This window comes from Mucilaginibacter sp. P4_E8 (genome assembly GCF_056401495.1).
Map to the genome: position 1 here is coordinate 1 of NZ_JBFUJG010000096.1, position 20,172 is coordinate 20,172.

Below are 20,172 nucleotides of genomic sequence, written 5' to 3' on the forward strand. Positions count from 1 at the left end.
GAACAGTATTAAATGGTACCTTTTCAAATAGCCGGTCTTTTAAAAAATTCCCAAACCCCTGTGGCGCATTGGCATCCAGGCCAATGTATTCATCCATATGGAAAGCATTGATACGGGTCCAGTCAATATCTTTTTTAATCAGCTCATTTAAAAATTCATTTTGCGAGGGCGCAGCTGCAAAAATGATATTGACCACGTTTTTTGTCCTTAAAAGCTCATCTATTTTTTCGCTTACCTGGTTTGCCGCGGCCAGCCCCATTGCTATTCTTGACTCAAAAACTTCAACTTTCAGGCGGTCTATATTTATTGTGTACGGCATTGATTTAACATTCATTATTACAAGATTAATCTTATTTAATTATGCTTTTTGGTATACTACCCTACCCTTTATTATGGTAGCTTGTATTTCAATATCTTCATTAAAAATCACTATATCAGCATCCTTGCCGGCTACTAAAGCTCCTTTTTTATCTGCCACGCCTATTATTTTTGCAGGGGTTACGGTAATCATTCTAATAGCCTCTATTAAAGGGACATCAGCCATTTTAACCATATTCCATACTAAACGATCAGCAGTGGCAATACTTCCTGCAAATGACGAACGATCAGGCAGTTTGGCAACCCCATCTTCAACAATAACTCTTAACCCGTTTTTCAATCCACCCAGAATACTCTCGCCGGGCCCCATACCTGCAGCACGCATGGCATCAGTAATTAATGCGATCTTGTCTGGTCCCTTGATCTTATATATCAGTTTCAAAAGCGGAGGTGGCAGATGAATACCATCTGCAATAATTTCCACATTCATTTCATCTATAATAAATGCGCTTTCTATTGCGCCCGCATAACGAAAAGCATTTCGCCTGGTTACACCCGACATAGCTGAATAAAGATGCGTGGCCAGTGTATATCCATTTTCAAAAGCCTCTAACACCTCTTCATATATGGCATCGGTATGTGCCAGTGAAGCAAGCACACCTTTGGATGTTATGTACTTTCCGAATTCAATTGCTCCTTTTAACTCCGGGGCTGCACTCCAGCGTTTAATAACCGAAGTATGCGCCAAAATTTGCTGATACTCCTCCGGATCAGGGTCACGAATATAACGCGGATCTTGAGCGCCACGCTGGTTCATGGCAAAATAAGGACCTTCTAAATGCAAACCAAGGAACTGAGCTCCGGATGTATTCTTTTTATCAGCCACCTGATACAATTCAATAGTTTGCATCAAATCTTCATGCTCGCTGGTTAAAGTTGTTGGCAACATGGATGTTGTACCATACCGGGCATGAATTTTAGCAATTTCTAAAAAAGCAATTTCTGAACCATCCATAAAATCATGCCCACCTCCTCCGTGTACATGCAAATCAATAAAACCAGGGGCAATAAATTGCCCTTTTGCATCTATTTCCTTTACTCCTTCTACAGCAATATCTCCGGCGGCAACTTCTACAATTACACCATCTTTAACCAGCACGGTCCCATTAGGAATTACCCGGTACGGTGTAATAATTTTACCATTAAATATTTTTATCATCGATTTGAGTAATTTATATACAAATGCAGCTTCGTGTACGTACACGAAAATACAAATTTTTCATTTAAATTATTAATTGATAATCTATTTAATAATTGGTTGATGGGCAGCACGGGAAATATCAAAATTCTCGATAAAGCCGCAATTAGTTGGTAATGAATAAGTAACAGTAAGCGATAAGAAAACATCCTATTCGTCTATAGATAAAAATTACCCAATCAAAAGGTGTTAAATGATTATTTAAAGATGTACCAAAGGAAGGTAATGATCCAAATGTTCTTAAAGCTGCCCCTAAGGTGTTTTAAAGCTACGGTAATCTGATTTTCAACTGTTCGTTTTGATATACCTAAGCGACCTGCAATTTCCTGGTTTGATAGCTGGTTTACCCGGCTCATATAAAATATTTCCTGGCAGCGTTTGGGCAGCTGAACAAGATACTGATTTAATTCCTGTTGAAGCTCCTGGTCTTTAATACGATTTTCACCTTTATTGTGGTCCAGTTCATTTAATTCTATATCAGTCGCTGTTAAAACAACACGTGGTTTTGCAGATCGCATCCGGTTATAAACCTGGTAGCGAATAGCAGTAAGTAAAAAATTGGGGAACGATTCAATCTCCAGCTGGTGCCTGCGCTCCCATATATTTAAAAAAACATCATGTACAACCTCCTCACCTGCCTCATGATCTTTAAGATAACGAACGGCGGTTTTATATAACCTTACCCAATAGCGATCAAAAAGCGCGGTAAAAGCCAACTCGTCATTACAACGGATAGCATTCCATAGTTCAACATCGCTTAGCGGGGACTTAAACATACAATTGGGTCGATAAAATTAGGAAAAGCCCGTTAATAAGTCAATTATTTTATATGTAACAAATAAAATAAAAAAACTATGTGTGTGCATAAACAAAATCTACACTAATAAAATGTAAACCTGTAATTATAATTCCTGATGATAACCAAAGAAGAGTTTTTGACTTTGTACGAAAAGTTCAATAACGGGCAATGTACCCCTGCAGAAAAACAACTGCTGGATACCTATGTTGACGAAATGAAGTTACTTGAAGGTGAGTGGGATAATGATTTAATTAAGGAAGAAGATGTGCGCGCCCGTATCTGGCAACGCTTAAGCGAAAGCCGTAGAGTATTTCCAGTCGCCCCACAAAAAAGCAATAAATATTTATGGCTTAAGGTTGCCGCCGTTTTGTTGTTATCATTTCTTGTTGGGCTATTTTTTATTAATAACGAAAAATATAAGCCACAGCCTACTGTGGCGAAGATCAAACAAAAAGTGATACTTCCCGGTGGCAACAAAGCCTATCTTACAATGGCCGATGGTTCCCGTATTATACTAAATGATGCCAAAAACGGAGATCTGGTAACCAAGCCAGGCCTTAAGGTAAGCAAAACCAGTAATGGCATGCTGGTATATCATTTCAATAAAACCCCTGATAATACATCTGTAAACACAAAACCTGAGTATAACACCATAACTACACCGCGTGGCGGCCAATATCAGGTTATACTGGACGATGGTACAAAAGTTTGGTTAAATGCGGCTTCGTCATTAAGATTTCCACAAGCCTTTACGGGTAAACAGCGTGAGGTTGAATTAACGGGCGAAGCTTATTTTGAAGTTGCAAAAAATAAAGCCAGGCCTTTTATGGTACAGGCAAATGGTACTCAGGTGCAGGTGTTAGGCACGCATTTTAATGTAAATGCCTATGGCGACAATAATGATGTAACTACCACATTGCTTGAAGGATCGGTACGTTTGGCCCACGGAAACTCGGTGGTGATGCTTGTTCCGGGGCAACAGGGCACAGCTGCTAATTCAGGTGCCGTCATCAAGGTTAGTATGGCCGATATACAACAAACAATGGCCTGGAAAAATGGCTTTTTCATATTCCATGACCTAAATATTGTTGAAGTGATGAAACAGGTGAGTCGCTGGTATGATGTTGACGTAGAATATCAGGGCGATGTAACAAACAATGAGTTTGGAGGTACAGTATCCAAATACAAAAACATCAACGAATTACTGGATATTATGCAGCTAACTCGTTCAATTCACTATAAAATAGATGGAAGGAGGGTAATCATTATGAAGTAGACATTTCCGCTTTAATAATGTTACCTGTTTATAACCAGGAGCGTTCGCAGCGCCCCTGGTATAAAGCTACAAATAGCTGTCAGGTAATACTAATGATCATATTTCTCATAACCAATTATTTAACCCAACATTCAAATGTATAAAAATTCTACTGCAATAAGTTGCAGGAAGCTATCCTGCGTTAAAGCTAAATTATTTCTAATTATGAAGTTGTCGTTCTTTTTGTGCCTGGTCTCTATACTGCAGGTTAGCGCTGCCACTTCCTTTGCACAAAAGGTAAGCCTGGATAAAAGCAACGCTTCCCTGTCAGAAACCCTACAGGAAATTCACCGGCAAAGTGGCTTCAGTATTTTCTATAACGCCAAAATGCTCAAAAAGGCAGTGCCTGTAAATGTACACCTGTCAAATGCCGATCTTGAAGAAGTTTTAAATCAATGCTTCAAAAATCAGCCTTTTACCTATGTGATCAATAACAACACCATTGTGGTTACGCCAAAACCGGTTGAGTCAAAACCAGTTTGGGCCATTACTGTTACCGGCCAGGTTAAAGATGAAAAAGGTTTGCCTTTACCCGGTGTTACCATCAAAGTAAAGGGAAGCAACGTTGGCGCACAAACCGGTATTGATGGCAACTATAAGGTTGATGTAACTGACGATAAGGCTATATTGGTATTTAGTTTTATTGGTTTTGTTTCACAAGAAATTCCGGTAGGTAATCAAACCCGTATCGATGTGGTTTTAAAGGAGCAAACATCAGCCCTTAATGAAGTTGTAGTGGTGGGATACGGAACGCAAAAGAAAGTAAACCTGACCGGAGCGGTTTCCACTGTTAACGGCGAAACATTGAACAAGCGCCCGGTGGTGAATCCAGCCTCCATGCTTCAGGGATTGGCTCCCGGTGTAGCAGTAAATGTCGGCTCTGGTGAACCAGGCAATGAGAGCGTATCTATTCGTATCCGCGGTAATAGTACATTTAGCGGAGCGGGTTCAGATCCACTGGTATTGATCGATGGCGTTCCCGGCAGCTTTAGCGATATTAACCCAACCGATATAGATAACGTGTCTGTGCTGAAAGATGCGGCTTCTGCATCTATATATGGTTCAAGAGCTGCAAATGGTGTAGTACTGGTTACAACAAAACAAGGTAAAGCCGGGCAAATGTCAGTTACCTATGATGGCAATGTGGGTTTTTACAGTCCTACCAAAATGTTTAAACTGGTAACCAACTCTGCCCAGTACATGGAGTTGTTTAATCAGGCCCGGATCAACAGTGGTACAACAGATGCTAAATCGCTTTACCCGCAGGATCAGATCGATCTTTACCGTAACAGTACAGACAGGCTGCATTACCCTAATACCGATTGGTTAAGCCTGATATTCAGAACCGCTCCCACACAAAACCATAACCTGACCTTTAGCGGCGGTAATGACAAAACTACTTATAACGTATCATTGGGTTATATTAATCAGAATGGTATTGAAAGGGGCTTTGATTATAAACGATACAATGCACGTATTAATTTAACCTCAAAGATTAACGACCATATTAAATTCGGAACCAATGTGCTGTTAAAATCAGGCACAAGGGATGCTGTTGCAGGTAATCCTTCATCACCCAGCCAATGGGACGGTTCTTCAATGGACCTTTTTCTTTCGGCCATGTCACAAGCACCTACTTATGGTCCTTACCTGACCGATGGCAGCGGGCGTTACACTTACAAAGCCTATGACTTTGAGTATAACAATAAGAACCCGATAGCTGTACTGGATCAAAACTTTACCAGGATTACCAATGATTATGCCGTAAATGCACAAGGCTGGGTTGAAGTTCAATTCAATAAGGATTTTTCCTGGTATACCAAAGGTGCTGTGAACTTTAATATGGATAAATACAAGGATTTTAAAGCAACCCTTGATGAATACAATTTCAAGACCAATCAACTGCAAACTTCACTGGACCTGGGCAAGGGTTTAACCGAGCAGGACGAACAAACCGTTTATACCAATTTATATAGCTACTTAAATTATGCGCATGATTTTCACGGGCATAATATTAAGGCCCAGGTCGGATACAGTATTGAACAAAGTAAATATCAAAATTTATCAGGATATCGCAAGAACTTTGCTGACTTGGATTTACATGAACTGAACGCTGGAGGTTCAGATATACAAAATGCTTATGGTACCTCCAATCAATGGGCTTTAATGTCATATTTCGGCCGTTTGAATTATGATTATAAAGGTCGTTACCTGTTAGAAGCTAATATCCGTGATGACGGAAGTTCAAAATTTGCAGGCAAGAACAAGTGGGGAATATTCCCATCGTTTTCAGGAGGTTGGCGGGCCACCGAAGAGCCATTTGTAAAAGCAATGAATTTAAAATGGCTGGATAATTTTAAATTAAGAGGTTCATGGGGCCAGTTAGGTAATCAAAACATTGTAATTGGCGGATATGGAGCCAATTATCCATATCAGGCATTGCTGAATTTTACCAGTGGTTACTCTTTTGATAACTCAACCCTTACAACAGGCGTGGCCCAGCAAAACCTGAACAATCCTGCTATTAAGTGGGAAACCACTACCATGACCGATATTGGTTTGGATGTTACCATTTTCAAAAACTTTAATTTAACGGCTGATTGGTATAATAAAACGACATCTGACATTTTAAGAACTGCGCAGGTTACCGCGGTTGTGGGCTTAGGTGCTCCCACTATTAACGATGGTGTTGTTAATAACAGGGGTGTTGAACTTGGTTTGTCATACAATAACGTTGTACGTGATGGTGCTTTGAGCGGCTTTGCCTATAACTTGGGTGTTAACGTTGATCATAATCGTAATAAGCTGGTACAGTTTGGCCAGACAGAAATTAATGATTATACCATTAACCAAAACGGGCAACCCTGGAATTCATTTTATATGTTGCAGGTGATTGGGATATTCCAATCAGCGGCAGAGGTTGCCAATTCGCCTAAACAATTTTCCGATTCTACCTTACCGGGCGATTTGAAATACAAGGATGTTAACGGTGATGGCAAAATTGACCAAAATGACAAGACCATCATTGGTGGTGTCTATCCAAAGTTAAATTACTCATTTAACCTATCAGCCAGTTTTAAAGGCTTTGACCTGTCTGCCATGCTTCAAGGTGTTTATGGTGTAAAATCGTACGTGTCTGGATGGGGCACCATACCTTTTGTACAGGGGGCCTCGCCTACCACAGATTGGTTAAACGCATGGACACCTGAGCATCCGTCAACTACTATGCCGCGTATCTATTTTGGGCAAAGCGCACCGGATAAAATCGGTCGCCGGTCTTCTTATTTCTTACAGGACGCATCCTATGCGCGACTTAAAAACCTTGTATTCGGTTATACTATTCCTGCACAGATTACCAAAAAGGTAGGTATCAACAGGCTGAGAGTTTATTTTGCCGGCGATAATTTATTAACCATAACCAAGTTCAAAGGCCTTGATCCTGAGCGTTATGGCAGCGGAGACCAGGTGCAATACCCGCAAAATAAAATATACTCTTTTGGTTTAAACGTTACTTTTTAATCAGCCCCCAAATGAAAAATCGAATTATAATAACAACTATATTCATTACATCACTGTTTTTAGGTGCATGTAAAAAAACGTTGGATCTAAACCCTTTGGATCAGATAGCCACCTCAACCTTTTATAAATCAAAAGCTGATTTTGATCAGGCTCTTGCTGCTGTTTATGGCTCCTTACAGCCTGAAGAGTTTGCAGTAGGTATAGGTTTCAGGGATTGCTTTACCGATAATGGCTATAATCAGTTTGGCTCGGGTGGTTCTAAGGATTTTGTTCAGGGCAATTTTAACCCAACTACCGGCGGCTACGAAACCGGGATTTACAATGATAGTTATACCGGTATTGCGCGGGTAAATTTATTCCTTCAAAATCTGACTAATTACAAAGGAAGCGACATTTCTGATGCGCAAAGAAAGGTATACGAAGGCGAAGTAAGGTTCATCAGGGCTTTTTTCTATTTTCAATTGTATAGCATTTATGGCGATGTACCATTGGTGCTACAACCGCTTGATCTGAGTAATCAAAAACAACCTAAAGTGCCGGCTGCACAAGTTCTGACCCAGATCACCACTGATCTGGATTATAGTATTGCCAACTTGAATACTGCCGCTTACTATGCCAATGGTGGGCACGCGGCGGCATCTTCGGCAAAAGCATTAAAAGCAAGGGTATTATTATTTGCTGCTTATGGTAATACAGGCACGCCAGATCCGGCTATACTGACACAAGTGAGAGATATTTGTCTTGATTTGATGGGGCAGTATAAACTGAGCACCAATTTTGAAGATGTATTCAGGGATGCCACACAAAAAAATAATACCGAGATCATCTTCTCTATTAACTTTTTGGCCCCTAACAATGCAGCACAATGGGATATGTATTATGGCGACTGGGATGCCTGCGCGCCGCTGCAAAACATGGTTGATGCTTTTGAATGTACCGATGGGTTACCTTATGGTACCTCACCCGGTTCATCACCACTTACCGATACCAAAAACCAGTTTAATAAYCGCGATCCAAGATTGCGTAAAACAGTGTACGCAGATTCTGTTGATTTTGGGCCGGGCAAGGTTTATCATCCATCAAACCTGAGGCCTACCGGTTATGGTACCATTAAGTTTTTAGAGCCTAACAATATGCCTTATGGCTTTTCAACCCTTAGCCAGCAAGATGCAGTTATACTACGTTTGGGCGAAGTGATGCTGATGTATGCAGAAGCTCAGAATGAAATTGTTGGTCCGGATGCTACCGTTTATAAGGCTATGGCCGATCTGCGAGCACGGGTAAGCATGCCTCCGTATCCGGCAGGATATACCAAAGAGCAAATGCGCGAACGGATAAGACATGAACGCAGGATTGAACTTGCTTTTGAAGGTCTGCGCCATTATGATCTGTTAAGATGGCATATTGCCGGCCCGGTACTTAATAATGTTAAAACCTCATTGATCAATTACCATTTTGAAGATAAGTTTTACAAATGGCCGCTTCCGCAAACAGAAATTGACAAGAGCGGTGGAGTGTTAATTCAAAACCCGGATTATAAATAATCCACAGGATTAAATACACCATATCAATTGATAAAGCCGCCTCATGAATAATTGAGGCGGCTTTTTTATAAATTCCTTTGAGCTTAATAGGATGTTTTTTCGATCTTGATTGCAAAAAGCGACCAGGTAGCTATTAACATAAGGACTGCCGAAACCTGATAAATAATTGACAGATCAACGTGTGCATCTTTAAGCATCCCACCTACGTAAACCATAATGCCCCCTATGATGGTACTTAAGAAATTGAGGAATCCATATCCTGTAGCTATATAACGGCTATCAACAATCTGGCATAATATGGGCATCAGGTTAGCATCGTTAAACCCACGGGATATCCCGTAAACAAGCATGGCCATGATACCTATAAAAAAAACAGAGGTAGACGCCATTAAAAACAGAAACGGTGCACCAAGTGTAAAACCTATGATCACAATATATAAACGTCCCTTTGAATTACTGCGCGACCAACGGTCGGCAAGCAGGCCGCCACATATTACACCAATAAAAGAGCCTATTTGTACATACCCAGTTGCCGAAAATCCGGCCTCGCCAAGGCCCAGGTGAAAATGTTCTTTCAAAAAAGTAGGGAGCCAACCATAAATCAGCCAGTTTACTATACCTAACGCGCAAAAATAAAATAAAAGGATACGAAATGATGATTCAGAAAACAGGACTTTGAAAGAATCCACAAGATTAACTGGCTTTTCAAGTATTTTTATAGCTTCCAGTTGATTATCTGATGCTTTAGATGTATCCCGCAATAAAAACAAAAGGATTACAGCATAAAATATGCCGAACAACCCAAACACCTGGAAACCATATCGCCAACCCCATAATTCTGCAATATAACCGCCCAAACCGCCTAATGTTAAACCAGCATACAAACCACTTATGTGTAATCCGGTAGCCAATGATCTTGTGCGGCCTTTATGATAGTCGGTTATTAAGGCCAGGGCAGCAGGAATATAGCACGCTTCGCTAATGCCCATAATGATGCGGGCAACCAGCATTTCATTGTATGAGGTTACAAAGCCAGTCCAGATGGTTACTGCCGACCATACTGATACACTAAAAACTATTACTGATTTCCTGCCATATTTATCAGCAAAATAACCACCCAATGGACTTAGTATACCATAAGACCAAAGAAATGCCGAAGTAAGCAGCCCAAATTGTGCATCACTTAAATGAAAATCCGACACTATTGGGTCGCGCATGGAGGTGATAAGAATACGGTCGAAATAATTGAGAAAAGCCACAATCCATAACATACCTACAACAAGCCATGGGTAATAAGAATTTGAGGTTTTTGAGTTTGCCATTGGTATTTAATAATAGTTGAATTATTCCTTATTTAAAACAGGGATGTATGTGGCCCTTAGCACCCGGGGTGTTCGTACGGCTGGTCTAACCTCACCTCCGGGAAATACCAAACTGCCATTCCACAATACTGATGTGGTGGTTACAGGCGCCCAAATGCTGTTATTGGGGTTTAAAACTGAATCTGATTTATTATCAGTAAATATTTTTCCTGCATCAAACCATGAGTTCTTTGCAACATCATAACCAAGTATATTAGCTGTAAAACCGGGATGTTTATCCTTTAACTCCCCCGCTGCTTCAACCATTTTACCATCGTCTCCGCCAAATATTAAAAAAAGATCCTTTTCACGGTGTTTTAAATAGTACGCCGGTCCCGCTGCTGCAACTGTGGCATATGGCATTTTGGATAACTTTTTCCAGCCCTCCCCTTTCTTATACTTATAAGCGTCCATTAAATAAATCCGTTTAACTGAACCTTTACCATCATCTGTTAACGCAGCGCCGCTAAACATATAAAAATTGCCATTTTGAACCCCAGCAACACTTAACATCCGTTCCGGACCTGGCCAGGTTTCTAATCTTTGCCATGTTTGCTTATCTGCAGGCTGTGCCAAATCAATTGACCAGAAATTACGTGCCGCATGTTTATCATCAGGATTGATTAAGCCACCCGCAATGTAAACCGTATTTCCAACCAATGCTCCGGCACAGTTTGCCAATGTGGTGGGCAAGTTGGGCAATTTCCTGATATTTATTTTACCATGCTGATAAGTAATGCTGAAAACATCTTTGTAATGCCCTTTCACGTTACTGCCCCCAAAACAAATAAGCTGATTGTTATAAACTATGGATACGCCATAGCCAAGAGGCTGTGAAAGCCTTCCGGCATCTTTCCAAACACCATCAGGTTTTTCAAGCACGAAAATTTTATCCGTCCATACTTTTTTTGAACCCGTCCATGGGGCACCGCCATCCGGAAAATTTGCACCGCCCGCCACAATTAAACAACCATTTGATACTCCGGCAAATGAGCCGGCAAAACCATGCTTATCTGGCAATGCAGGCAGCTGTGACCAACTAAAATGAGGAGACCCGGTATTTTGCTGAGTCTTGCTATTTACTGCTAAAAGCATAAAAATTATATATAGATAAATATTGCCTAATTGCATAACATAAGTGTTGTTAACCCAGTAATGTGTTTGTTTCACCTGTTTGCGACTGGTAACTTTTAAGCAGATTGAAAAAATCAAGTTCTTCCAGATCGGTTTTGAGCTGTTCATAAGCTTGTTGCGTTAATGAGGTTAATGGTAATCTTGCATCTCCCAAATCCATACCCAGCATTTTCATGATAGCCCGTTGCGCGGCAATTGATGGATGCCTGGTAATGCATCTGATTGCGTTAACCATGGTTAGCTGTACCTTTCGGGCCTCATCAAGCTTACCGGCACGGTAAAGAGCTATAATATTTAAGTAAACCGGCGCTGCAAAGGTATAGGTACTGCCAATTGCACCTTCTGCACCAACAATTAACGCACTCAGCAACATCTCATCAAAGCCAAAAAGCGCATCGAACATACCTGCTTTATAGTTTAAACATGCCTGATATTCATACAATGTTGAGGCTGTATATTTTATACCGGCAAGATTAGGTATCGCGGTTTCGCCAAGTTTCAAAAAATCAACCATATCCATGCCTATACCTGTAAGGGAGGGCATATGGTAATAATAAAACGGAAGATTGGGGGCTGATGATGCAATTTCGGCCATACAGTCAACAAGGTTTTGAACCGACACTGGTTTAAAATAAAACGCCGCAACAGCAGAAAATGCATCCGCACCAATAGCTGCAGCGTGGGCGGCAAGCTTTCTGCATTCCATGATTGAGGTATGCCCAACATGTACCAGCACCAATATGCGCTTGCGGGCCGCTTTTACATAAGCTTCGGCAACAGCCATGCGCTCCTCCACGGTCATGTTAGGACCTTCGCCATTTGTACCGCAGATATAAACTCCCGAAACGCCATCGGCAATAAGTTTTTCTACAATTGTTATTATAATATCTGTATTCAGGCCACCATCTTTATTGTAAGCAGCAAATGTTGCAGCAACTATGCCTTTTATTTTCATCTATATGATTGTTAAATTATATTTAATTATTAAAAAACTCAGGTATTAAATTTTTCCCGAGTTTACGAGCGGGTAACACATCTAATTCTGTGATGGATTGATAAGGCCACCGTAAACGCGTACCTAAAGGCATCCAGCCACCTATTGCTGCTAAGAATTTGTCTAAAGCCGGATTAGAATACTGCTTTTCCTGGTAAGGTGTTATACATTGTTTAAAAAACTGTAAAATGCGACGTTCTATATCAAGCGCGGCATTAATATCCATATGCATTTGCTCCCACCATTTTTGTGCCGCAAGTGGATTGATACAGGCCACATTTGAATAAGCTCCCGAAGCAATACCATTTTTTACGCCGCTTGCCAGGAAATGACCAGGCACAAATATGGATAGATCTCCCGCGTATTGTTTCATTGCCTCAACCCAATGCTCATTGCCGCTAAGCACTTTTAAGCCAATTAGCTGGGGTATTGCTTGTTTAAGCTTTGCAAACTCAAAAGGTTTAAGCACTGTTTTTGCATGCGGCGGATTATAAAGCACTAATGGGGTTTCATGCTCAGCTATACCTTCTAAAAAAGCTATTTGCTCATAGCCATTAGCAATTACCCAGTCGGGAAGGATAATTTGTACAGCTCCGGGTTGCAGGCCAATGCTTCTTTTAACCCGCTCAAGTGATATAACGGGCGAAGGATGGCTGGCTCCGATCTGAAAGTGCATACCCCCCGCGGTACACTTAGTAGCCAGTATTGCATTGATCTTATCAAACTCCTGCTCGGTTTGATTATGAAACTCACCAGCTGTACCGTTTGAATATATCCCATTAACACCAGCAGCTATCATATAGTCAATTTCATCACCCAATAAGTGATAGTCAATGGAATTATCTTTGTTAATGGGCAATAATAAGGTGGCCCAATTACCTTTCAATGTTTCTGTTGTGAGTTTTTGCATCAGTGATGTAAAATTTATAGATCGGATTCAAATGCTTTAACTTCTTCAAACCTGGTATTGCCTTTTAACAGCCGCCCAAGACGTGGTTTGTTACCGTTATAAACCTCTACAGCGTCCGCATCAGCATAACGCAAAAACAGAATGCGTCTGTCGCGATTGCTGGAATAGTTACCATCTGATTTATGCAGCATCCAGCAATTAAATATAAGTGTATCACCAGCTTTCATTTCCATCGGTACAGCAAGGCTTTCGTCGGCATCAACAATAATTTCGGATTGGCTTTTTTTCTGTTCCTCGTTTTGCTTAACCCTTATCTGGCCTTGTTTATGACTGCCCGGTATCAGCCACAGGCAACCGTTACCCCTATCAGTATCATCAAGCGCGGTAAGTGTAGTTAACGCGTTATAAGGTTCCAGTTCGCCATAACCATTGTCCTGGTGCCAGCCAAAAGGTTTGGTATTACCCTTCATTTTAAAAGTGAGCTGCGAGGTAGCTCCCTTAATATTAGGGCCGATAATTTGCGATGCGATATCAACAAGCGGACCTTCGAAGTAATAATCACATACCGTTGGCGCATGATGATGTATGTTTACCAGCAAGGAGTTTTGCAACCAGCTTTTATCAGGATCAAATGATTCTTTTTCATTGTTCCAGGCAAGCATACATTCCTCCTGCATTTGCATTAGTCCCTCAGGCTTAACAATTTCTTTGATAATTAAAAAGCCATTTTCTCTGAATGCAGTAAACTGTTCGTCGCTTAGTTTTTTGTAATTGAACCATTCTTCCTTTTTCATAAAAATCACATTAATACAGATAATTAGTAACCTTCCGTTTGTACCAATTTGGAGTTTGCAGCCAGTACAGTTGTTGAAAGCGGCCAGAATAAAGGTGTTGTTTTTCCCTTCAAATTTGGAACATAGTCATAAGCATTAATAGTTGCACCGTAATGAAAGCGTACTATATCATACCAACGTTTGTTTTCAAAAAATAATTCACGCCCTCTTTCGTCAAATATGGCCCGTTCAACAGTTGATTTATCGTTAGCACCGTCATAATTACTAATACCAGCCCTTATCCTTACCTTGTTTAAGTAGGTTATAGCCTGCCCGGTATTGTTTAAACCAGCGTAGGCTTCTGCTTCGATCAGATAAATATCAGCCAGACGCCACATGATCACGTCATTATCTGATACTCTGTCATCAACATATTTGGTACCGGGTAATTTTGTTATCCATGCGCTTTTTTGCACATTGCCTTGTCGCTCAATAATAAAGGTTGCTGGTATACGCTTATCATTGGGTAAAGCGCTGAAAAGAGCGCGGCTTTCTTTACTTATCTGGTATCCTCCCTGTCCGTTAACTGAGGTTAAGCAGTAGGCAATACTATCCAGGTTAGTGGYGCTGGATATGGCCGTTAAAAATGGTAAGGCATTGAGGCCATAATTAGCACCCGTTTCATCGCGATAATAATAGGCAGACATGATAACCTCTGCATTGGCCCTTGTAGTAGTTACATCCTTAAAGTTGGGCAACAGGCTAACCGCAGTGCTCTCAACCGCTTCAGCGGCCTTTAAGGCATCATTAAAATCACCTTCGCCACCACCTAAAACCTTAGCGCTCCAAAGTTTTGCTTCTGCTTTTAATGCCTGTGCCGCACCGTATGAAAAACGGTATTTATTAGCATAGTTTTTATCAGGGAATAAACTGATAGCCAGATCCAGATCAGCAAAAACCTGTTTCAATACATCAGATGCCTTTGATCTTGGCAGCAGCGGTACATTATCATCAGTAATAGCCTGCAGCATGAGTGGTGTATTGCCAATAATACGAACCAGATAAAAATAAGTATAGGCCCTCTGACAAAGCGCCTCGGCTTTTAATTTATTTTTTATTGCAGGGTTTGAAAAATTGAACGGCTCTATCTTGCTAAGCAGCAGGTTAACATTACCAATTGCTTTATACTGTCCGTTGTAATTAATAGCGCCAACCGTTGGGCTTAGTATTTGCGACCATGCGGTTGATAAGCGGCTGTTCGTCCCATTAATAAGCTCCTCACTCCGTTCAGTACCATACAAAACAGAATTGGCGARGGAACGGATAGAAGTATAAGTACCTACTACATAAGGTTCAAAGTCAGTTTCGTTCTTAAAATATACCTGATCGGTAATTTGCGATTGTGGTGTAACCTCTAATAATTTTTTACATGAGGTACAAACGGCTGTCACTAAAATGATCACGGCCGGTATGATATATATCTTTTTCATTTTCATGATAATAAAATTAAAATCTTAATGATGCTCCTAAAGTGAATTGCTTTGCCCGTGGATAACCTCCTGGGTCAAAACCGGTGACCACCTCTGGATTTTGGCCTTTATAAGCTGTTAAGTAGCCCAGATTGGTAGCACTGACAAAAATGGTTAGTCCGGTTGATTTAATTTTGGACAATAAACTTTTAGGCAGATCATAACTCAAATAAACCTCGCGGAAAGCCAGGAAATCTCCTTTACTGATCAGCGTGGAAACATCGGCAGAATAGGCGCTGCCGGTACCTACATCACTGGCCGCCTGGCGGATAAAGTTCTTTTGTCCGAAATCTGAATCCCCGAAGGAGAAGCGTGCATACTTCTTACCAACATCACCTGGTTTTTGCCAGATATCAGGCCCTAAGGCCTCTATAGGCGCTCCTTCATTATAAGCCCTGCCCTGTCCCAGTTCGCGTCCCAGCGAGCCATTATCTATCATGTTGCCCAATGAAAAATCCACATTCACCCGCATAGTAAAACCTTTGTAGGCAAATGTGTTTTGCATACCGCCGGTTTTGTTTGGTGTTTTGTAACCCATAAAAACCAGGTCCCGGTTATCAATAATGCCATCATTATTCAGGTCATCAAACTGATAATCACCCGCGTGTTTACCTGTCTTGAGACCAGCTGCCGAAGCAATCTGGTCAACATGTGTAGCCTGCCAGGCAGCCGCTTCTGCATCTGTTGAAAATACTTTCACCACTTTCCAGGCGTAATAGCTAAACGGACGTTCGCCTTCGGCATAGCCACCCACTTCTATCTCTTTGCCGGTACGCGGATCAATCACTACGCCCCCTCCCTGGCGATTTTTATTGCGTCCGTTATTAGGCAGCGATATTACTTTTTGCGCGTTGTAAGCAAAGGAGAAATTAGTACGCCAGCTAAAATCTTTTGCACGAAGCACTGTTGCCTGCAATTCTATTTCGACACCCTTATTTTGAATGGTGCCATTATTAAATATTATTGATGAGAAGGGTGCTTCGGCAGGTAAAGGTTTTAAATCAAGCCTGTCTTTAGTTAACTTATTATAAAAATCGACAGTTAAAGTAACCCGGTCTTTGAAAAATCCGGCGTCAACTGCAACGTCGGTGGTTTGGGTAGTTTCCCATTTGAGGTTTGGATTAGATAAGTTTGCACGCTGAATGCCTGCAAGCTGGTTATACACTGTAGACGTATAATTACCATAAGTATCCGTCAAACTCAGATCGCTTGAGCCGGCCTGGCCCCAGCTACCACGTAATTTTAACGTACTAACCACATTTTCTTTCCAAAAGCTTTCCCTGTTGATATTCCAACCAACAGAGGCTGAGGGGAAAGTACCATATTTGTTTGCCGGAGCAAAGTTGGAGAAACCATCGCGCCTGACCACTGCGCTGAACAAATATTTAGATTGATAATCATAACTTAACTGGCCAAAAAAACTGGCCGATCTTGATTCACTTAAACTGGTACCAAAATTGGTTACGTTGGTAACAGTAATACCATTTACAGTAGTTACAGTTGGCTCGTTAATGGTAGTGATATAATCATTTGTACCTCTTTGCGAACCGATGTCTACTACATTACCAGTATTACGGGTATAGTTAAACCCGCCCAGGACCATAAAATGATGATCCTCATGCAAGGTATAATCATACTGTAATATATGATCAATCATCAATTGGCGGGTATTGTTAACGTTCTCTGTTTTTAAACGGGAAGTGGCAAACTGGATAGGATCAGGAAATGCTTTCCTGGAAAACAGTGTTCTGCCATCGTTAATTAAATAAGATAAGGCCGGCCTGAAATGCAAACCCTTAACAATGCTCCAATCGGCATCTACCCTTGATGCCAATCGCTCGGTTGATACTCTGGTATTATCATAAGCCAATGTATGAAAGCGGTTACGGGTGGTCAGATTTTCGCCGGTGGTTGGCGTACCATCATCTTTAAATATACGGATGAGCGGTGTAATACGCGTGGCCCTGACAAGGTCATTGGTATAGGCATCCACATAATTTGGCAATATATTCTGATAGTTAACCATCGCGTTAATTTGCAGGTTATTGGTAGCTTTAAAACTAAAATTGCCTAAGGCACTATAGCGCTTATAGTTTGTACCCACAAATGTACCAGCCTGATTTATATAGTTAAATGACACATTATAATTGGCTACCTGACTGCCCCCATCAACACCCAAATTGTAATTATTGGTCATACCTRTGTTCCATAGCTTATCCTGGTAATGATTATCAGCAAAAAGCAACTTTGTTCCCGGATTAATGGGGTCATCCATTGTTTCCCATCCCTTGGCCAACAAATTATTTACATAATCCTGACCCTCTACCGCTACAATATTATCATACAGTGCGGTAAGGTTGGTAGCTGTACCATACTGTCCTTTGGTGGTATACACTTTAGTACCGGCAGAAAACCCACCGTTATTGAGCAAAGTATTTTTATCAATTGCGTCGAATGTGTTTTTAACAGTGGTACGTGCCAGCGTTAGGTAATCGCGTGCGCTCATGTAATTTTGCTGCCCCGTTGGCACCTCCCAGTTGGTACGGTAATTAAAGGTGATATTAGCTTTACCTGATCCAAATTTGCCACCTTTTGTTTTAATGACGATAACACCATTGGCGCCCCTTGCCCCATATATGGCAGTTGAAGCGGCATCTTTCATGACCTGCAATGATTCAATATCATCAGGATTGATGTCTTTCATCGGCCTGAAAATCCCATCCACAATCACCAGGGGGCTGGAGGCATCTGAACTTAGCACGGGGTCGCCACCCGAGTTACCGGTACCTGTACCATATACATTTAGCTTAGATCCGCCACGAATAATGATATTACTTGGGGCCGATCCCGGCTGACCATTGGAAATTGGAATGGAAACACCTGCTATTTTCCCCTGTAACGCGTTAATTGCGGTAGCATTGGCGGTGTTTACCAATTGTTTTGCATCAAGTTTAGAAATTGATGCTGTGTTTTTTTCACGGGTTTGTTGTGAGTAGCCCACCACCACTACTTCTGATAATGATTTTGAATTGGCATTTAACGTTACATTTATCGTTTCCCTGCCATTAATGGATAGTTCGGTATTATCATATCCAATAAATGAAAATATAAGCGTTGAACTTGAGGAAGGGACACGCAATGTATATTTACCATTCATATCTGATAGCGTGCCTATTGATGTGCCTTTTAATTTCACGCTAACACCAGGTAAGGTTTCATTTCTGGCACCATCAGAAACCACTCCGGATACCGTAAATGCATTGGTTTGTGCATTTACCTTACCAATGGCCACACAACAGGCCATGAGTAATAAAATCAGTAATTTTCTTCGCATAATTTGATTATTTAGTACTTATGTACTACATATTAAAGGTGAATAATTAGGTTTAGTTAAATAATTGGTTGGGGATAGCTATTAATTTATGGCTTTAATAATGGGAGAAGATCTACAGCTTTATAAGCGATCCCTTCGTAAGGTTTGGTTATACCGGCTTCATACAGGCAAACAACCTGTTTATCATTGTTAACCGCAATGTCTGAATAGGCAGAAGGCCCCGGGAATATCACCTGGCTTGCTGCCCAGGTTTTACCATCGTTCAAACTCAAGCGTAACGTAAGATTAGATCGTGCGGATTTGTTTGCCGGATTGCTGAAAAGCAAGATGGACTTTTTAGGTGTGAGCTGATAATTTAGCAGACTGCCCTGGCATATAGGTTCAATAAGTACTGTATCCGTACCCATATGGCGCCAGGTTGCACCGCCATTTTTACTGGTGGCAAACTTACGGGTTTTATCCTTGCGGCCACTGTTACGCATGTTTATCATCAGATGTCCTTTTTTAATCTCGGCAACGGTGGTTTCATTTGCCATGTCAGCAGGTGTATTAGCTCCTACTTGCCAGGTACTACCGTGATCATCAGAGTAAATAATATGGGCAAAGTTTTTACCGGTGGGTTTCTCTATATGGTTTATTGGCACAACCATACGGCCTTTAAATTTACCCCGGCTTATTTGCAGACCATGGCAGGGACCGGTTGCATACCAGGTCCAGTCGGGCATTTTTACTTGTGAGGTAATCTCTTTTGCTGCCGACCATATTTTACCAACATCATCAGATGATAATGAAAATACCCGCCGGCTATCTTTACTGGTTCCATCCACAATTTGTCTTTCATGGTCAGTGCCTAAATTCCATGTCGATATAAGCCATATTTTGCCGGTAGCAGCATCCTGAATAGGTACAGGGTTACCGCAGGTATTGGTAGAATCGCTCCACACAACCTGCATGTCACTCCATGTTTTTCCTCCATCCTCTGAACGCCTAAGCACTAAATCAATATCCCCGGAATCACCGCAATTATTTTTGCGGGCCTCGGCAAATGCCAGCAAAACTCCATTCGAAGTATTTAATAATGCAGGAATCCTGAAGCAGGCATAACCATTATCGCCAGGTTTGTACAGGTAGTTAAGTGCGGGTTGATTATTATCCTGGGCATAAACTGTCCTGATGCAAGAAAAGCACACTAATAAGCCCAGGAGCCTAAACAAAGAGGTTATACTATTCATAATAATTATAATTGGTTCTCGCCGCATTTGGAAGGCGGGAAGCAAATATAATTATTAAGTTATTATGTAGTACATAAAAAGTAATTATTTTTTTATTTTTTTCAATTGATCAAAATGGGGCTTCAAATGCTCGTACATGCCATGTCTGAAAT

At 41.1% G+C, this 20,172-nt stretch carries 14 protein-coding genes; 3 read left to right on the forward strand and 11 right to left on the reverse strand.

The features are described from left to right. From AC1DRQ_RS23110 to AC1DRQ_RS23120, 3 genes are all read right to left on the reverse strand, one after another. The coding region (locus tag AC1DRQ_RS23110) for a sugar phosphate isomerase family (protein WP_477427240.1) at positions 1-334 on the reverse strand (334 nt) is incomplete at its 3' end. A gap of 24 nt (positions 335-358) precedes the next feature. Beyond that, entirely contained in the window at positions 359-1,537 is a 1,179-nt protein-coding gene (nagA, locus tag AC1DRQ_RS23115) for an N-acetylglucosamine-6-phosphate deacetylase (protein ID WP_477427242.1), read from the reverse strand. A gap of 236 nt (positions 1,538-1,773) precedes the next feature. Then, positions 1,774-2,352, reverse strand: a complete 579-nt coding sequence (locus AC1DRQ_RS23120) for an RNA polymerase sigma-70 factor (RefSeq protein WP_477427244.1) — start codon at positions 2,350-2,352, stop codon at positions 1,774-1,776. A 138-nt stretch (positions 2,353-2,490) separates the two neighbouring features. Here AC1DRQ_RS23120 and AC1DRQ_RS23125 point away from each other — a divergent pair, with 138 nt between their 5' ends. From AC1DRQ_RS23125 to AC1DRQ_RS23135, 3 genes are all read left to right on the forward strand, one after another. After that, complete coding sequence (locus AC1DRQ_RS23125; RefSeq protein WP_477427246.1) at positions 2,491-3,651, forward strand: FecR family protein; 1,161 nt, start codon at positions 2,491-2,493, stop codon at positions 3,649-3,651. A gap of 204 nt (positions 3,652-3,855) precedes the next feature. Further along, positions 3,856-7,209, forward strand: coding sequence for a TonB-dependent receptor (locus AC1DRQ_RS23130; protein WP_477427248.1), 3,354 nt, complete (start codon positions 3,856-3,858; stop codon positions 7,207-7,209). A gap of 11 nt (positions 7,210-7,220) precedes the next feature. Continuing rightward, positions 7,221-8,753: a RagB/SusD family nutrient uptake outer membrane protein gene (locus tag AC1DRQ_RS23135; protein WP_477427250.1), complete on the forward strand. Its 1,533-nt coding sequence runs from the start codon at positions 7,221-7,223 to the stop codon at positions 8,751-8,753. An 83-nt stretch (positions 8,754-8,836) separates the two neighbouring features. On the opposite strand, the gene AC1DRQ_RS23140 is transcribed toward AC1DRQ_RS23135, so the two are convergent. From AC1DRQ_RS23140 to AC1DRQ_RS23175, 8 genes are all read right to left on the reverse strand, one after another. Then, positions 8,837-10,075 carry an MFS transporter gene (locus AC1DRQ_RS23140; RefSeq protein WP_477427252.1) on the reverse strand — a complete coding sequence of 413 codons (1,239 nt, stop codon included), beginning with the start codon at positions 10,073-10,075 and terminating at the stop codon, positions 8,837-8,839. 21 nt (positions 10,076-10,096) lie between these two features. Beyond that, positions 10,097-11,209 (reverse strand): galactose oxidase, encoded by a 1,113-nt coding sequence (locus AC1DRQ_RS23145; protein ID WP_477427254.1) that lies wholly within the window; start codon positions 11,207-11,209, stop codon positions 10,097-10,099. Between the two features lie 49 nt (positions 11,210-11,258). Then, positions 11,259-12,203, reverse strand: coding sequence for a dihydrodipicolinate synthase family protein (locus AC1DRQ_RS23150; protein ID WP_477427256.1), 945 nt, complete (start codon positions 12,201-12,203; stop codon positions 11,259-11,261). A gap of 22 nt (positions 12,204-12,225) precedes the next feature. Continuing rightward, entirely contained in the window at positions 12,226-13,152 is a 927-nt protein-coding gene (locus tag AC1DRQ_RS23155; protein ID WP_429393164.1) for a dihydrodipicolinate synthase family protein, read from the reverse strand. A 14-nt stretch (positions 13,153-13,166) separates the two neighbouring features. Further along, complete coding sequence (locus AC1DRQ_RS23160) at positions 13,167-13,946, reverse strand: phytanoyl-CoA dioxygenase family protein (protein WP_477427258.1); 780 nt, start codon at positions 13,944-13,946, stop codon at positions 13,167-13,169. Positions 13,947-13,969: 23 nt separating this feature from the next. Continuing rightward, positions 13,970-15,415: a RagB/SusD family nutrient uptake outer membrane protein gene (locus tag AC1DRQ_RS23165; protein ID WP_477427260.1), complete on the reverse strand. Its 1,446-nt coding sequence runs from the start codon at positions 15,413-15,415 to the stop codon at positions 13,970-13,972. A gap of 16 nt (positions 15,416-15,431) precedes the next feature. Continuing rightward, positions 15,432-18,788, reverse strand: coding sequence for a SusC/RagA family TonB-linked outer membrane protein (locus AC1DRQ_RS23170; RefSeq protein WP_477427262.1), 3,357 nt, complete (start codon positions 18,786-18,788; stop codon positions 15,432-15,434). Positions 18,789-18,874: 86 nt separating this feature from the next. Then, positions 18,875-20,020, reverse strand: coding sequence for a sialidase family protein (locus AC1DRQ_RS23175; protein WP_477427264.1), 1,146 nt, complete (start codon positions 20,018-20,020; stop codon positions 18,875-18,877). Positions 20,021-20,172 lie beyond the last annotated feature (152 nt).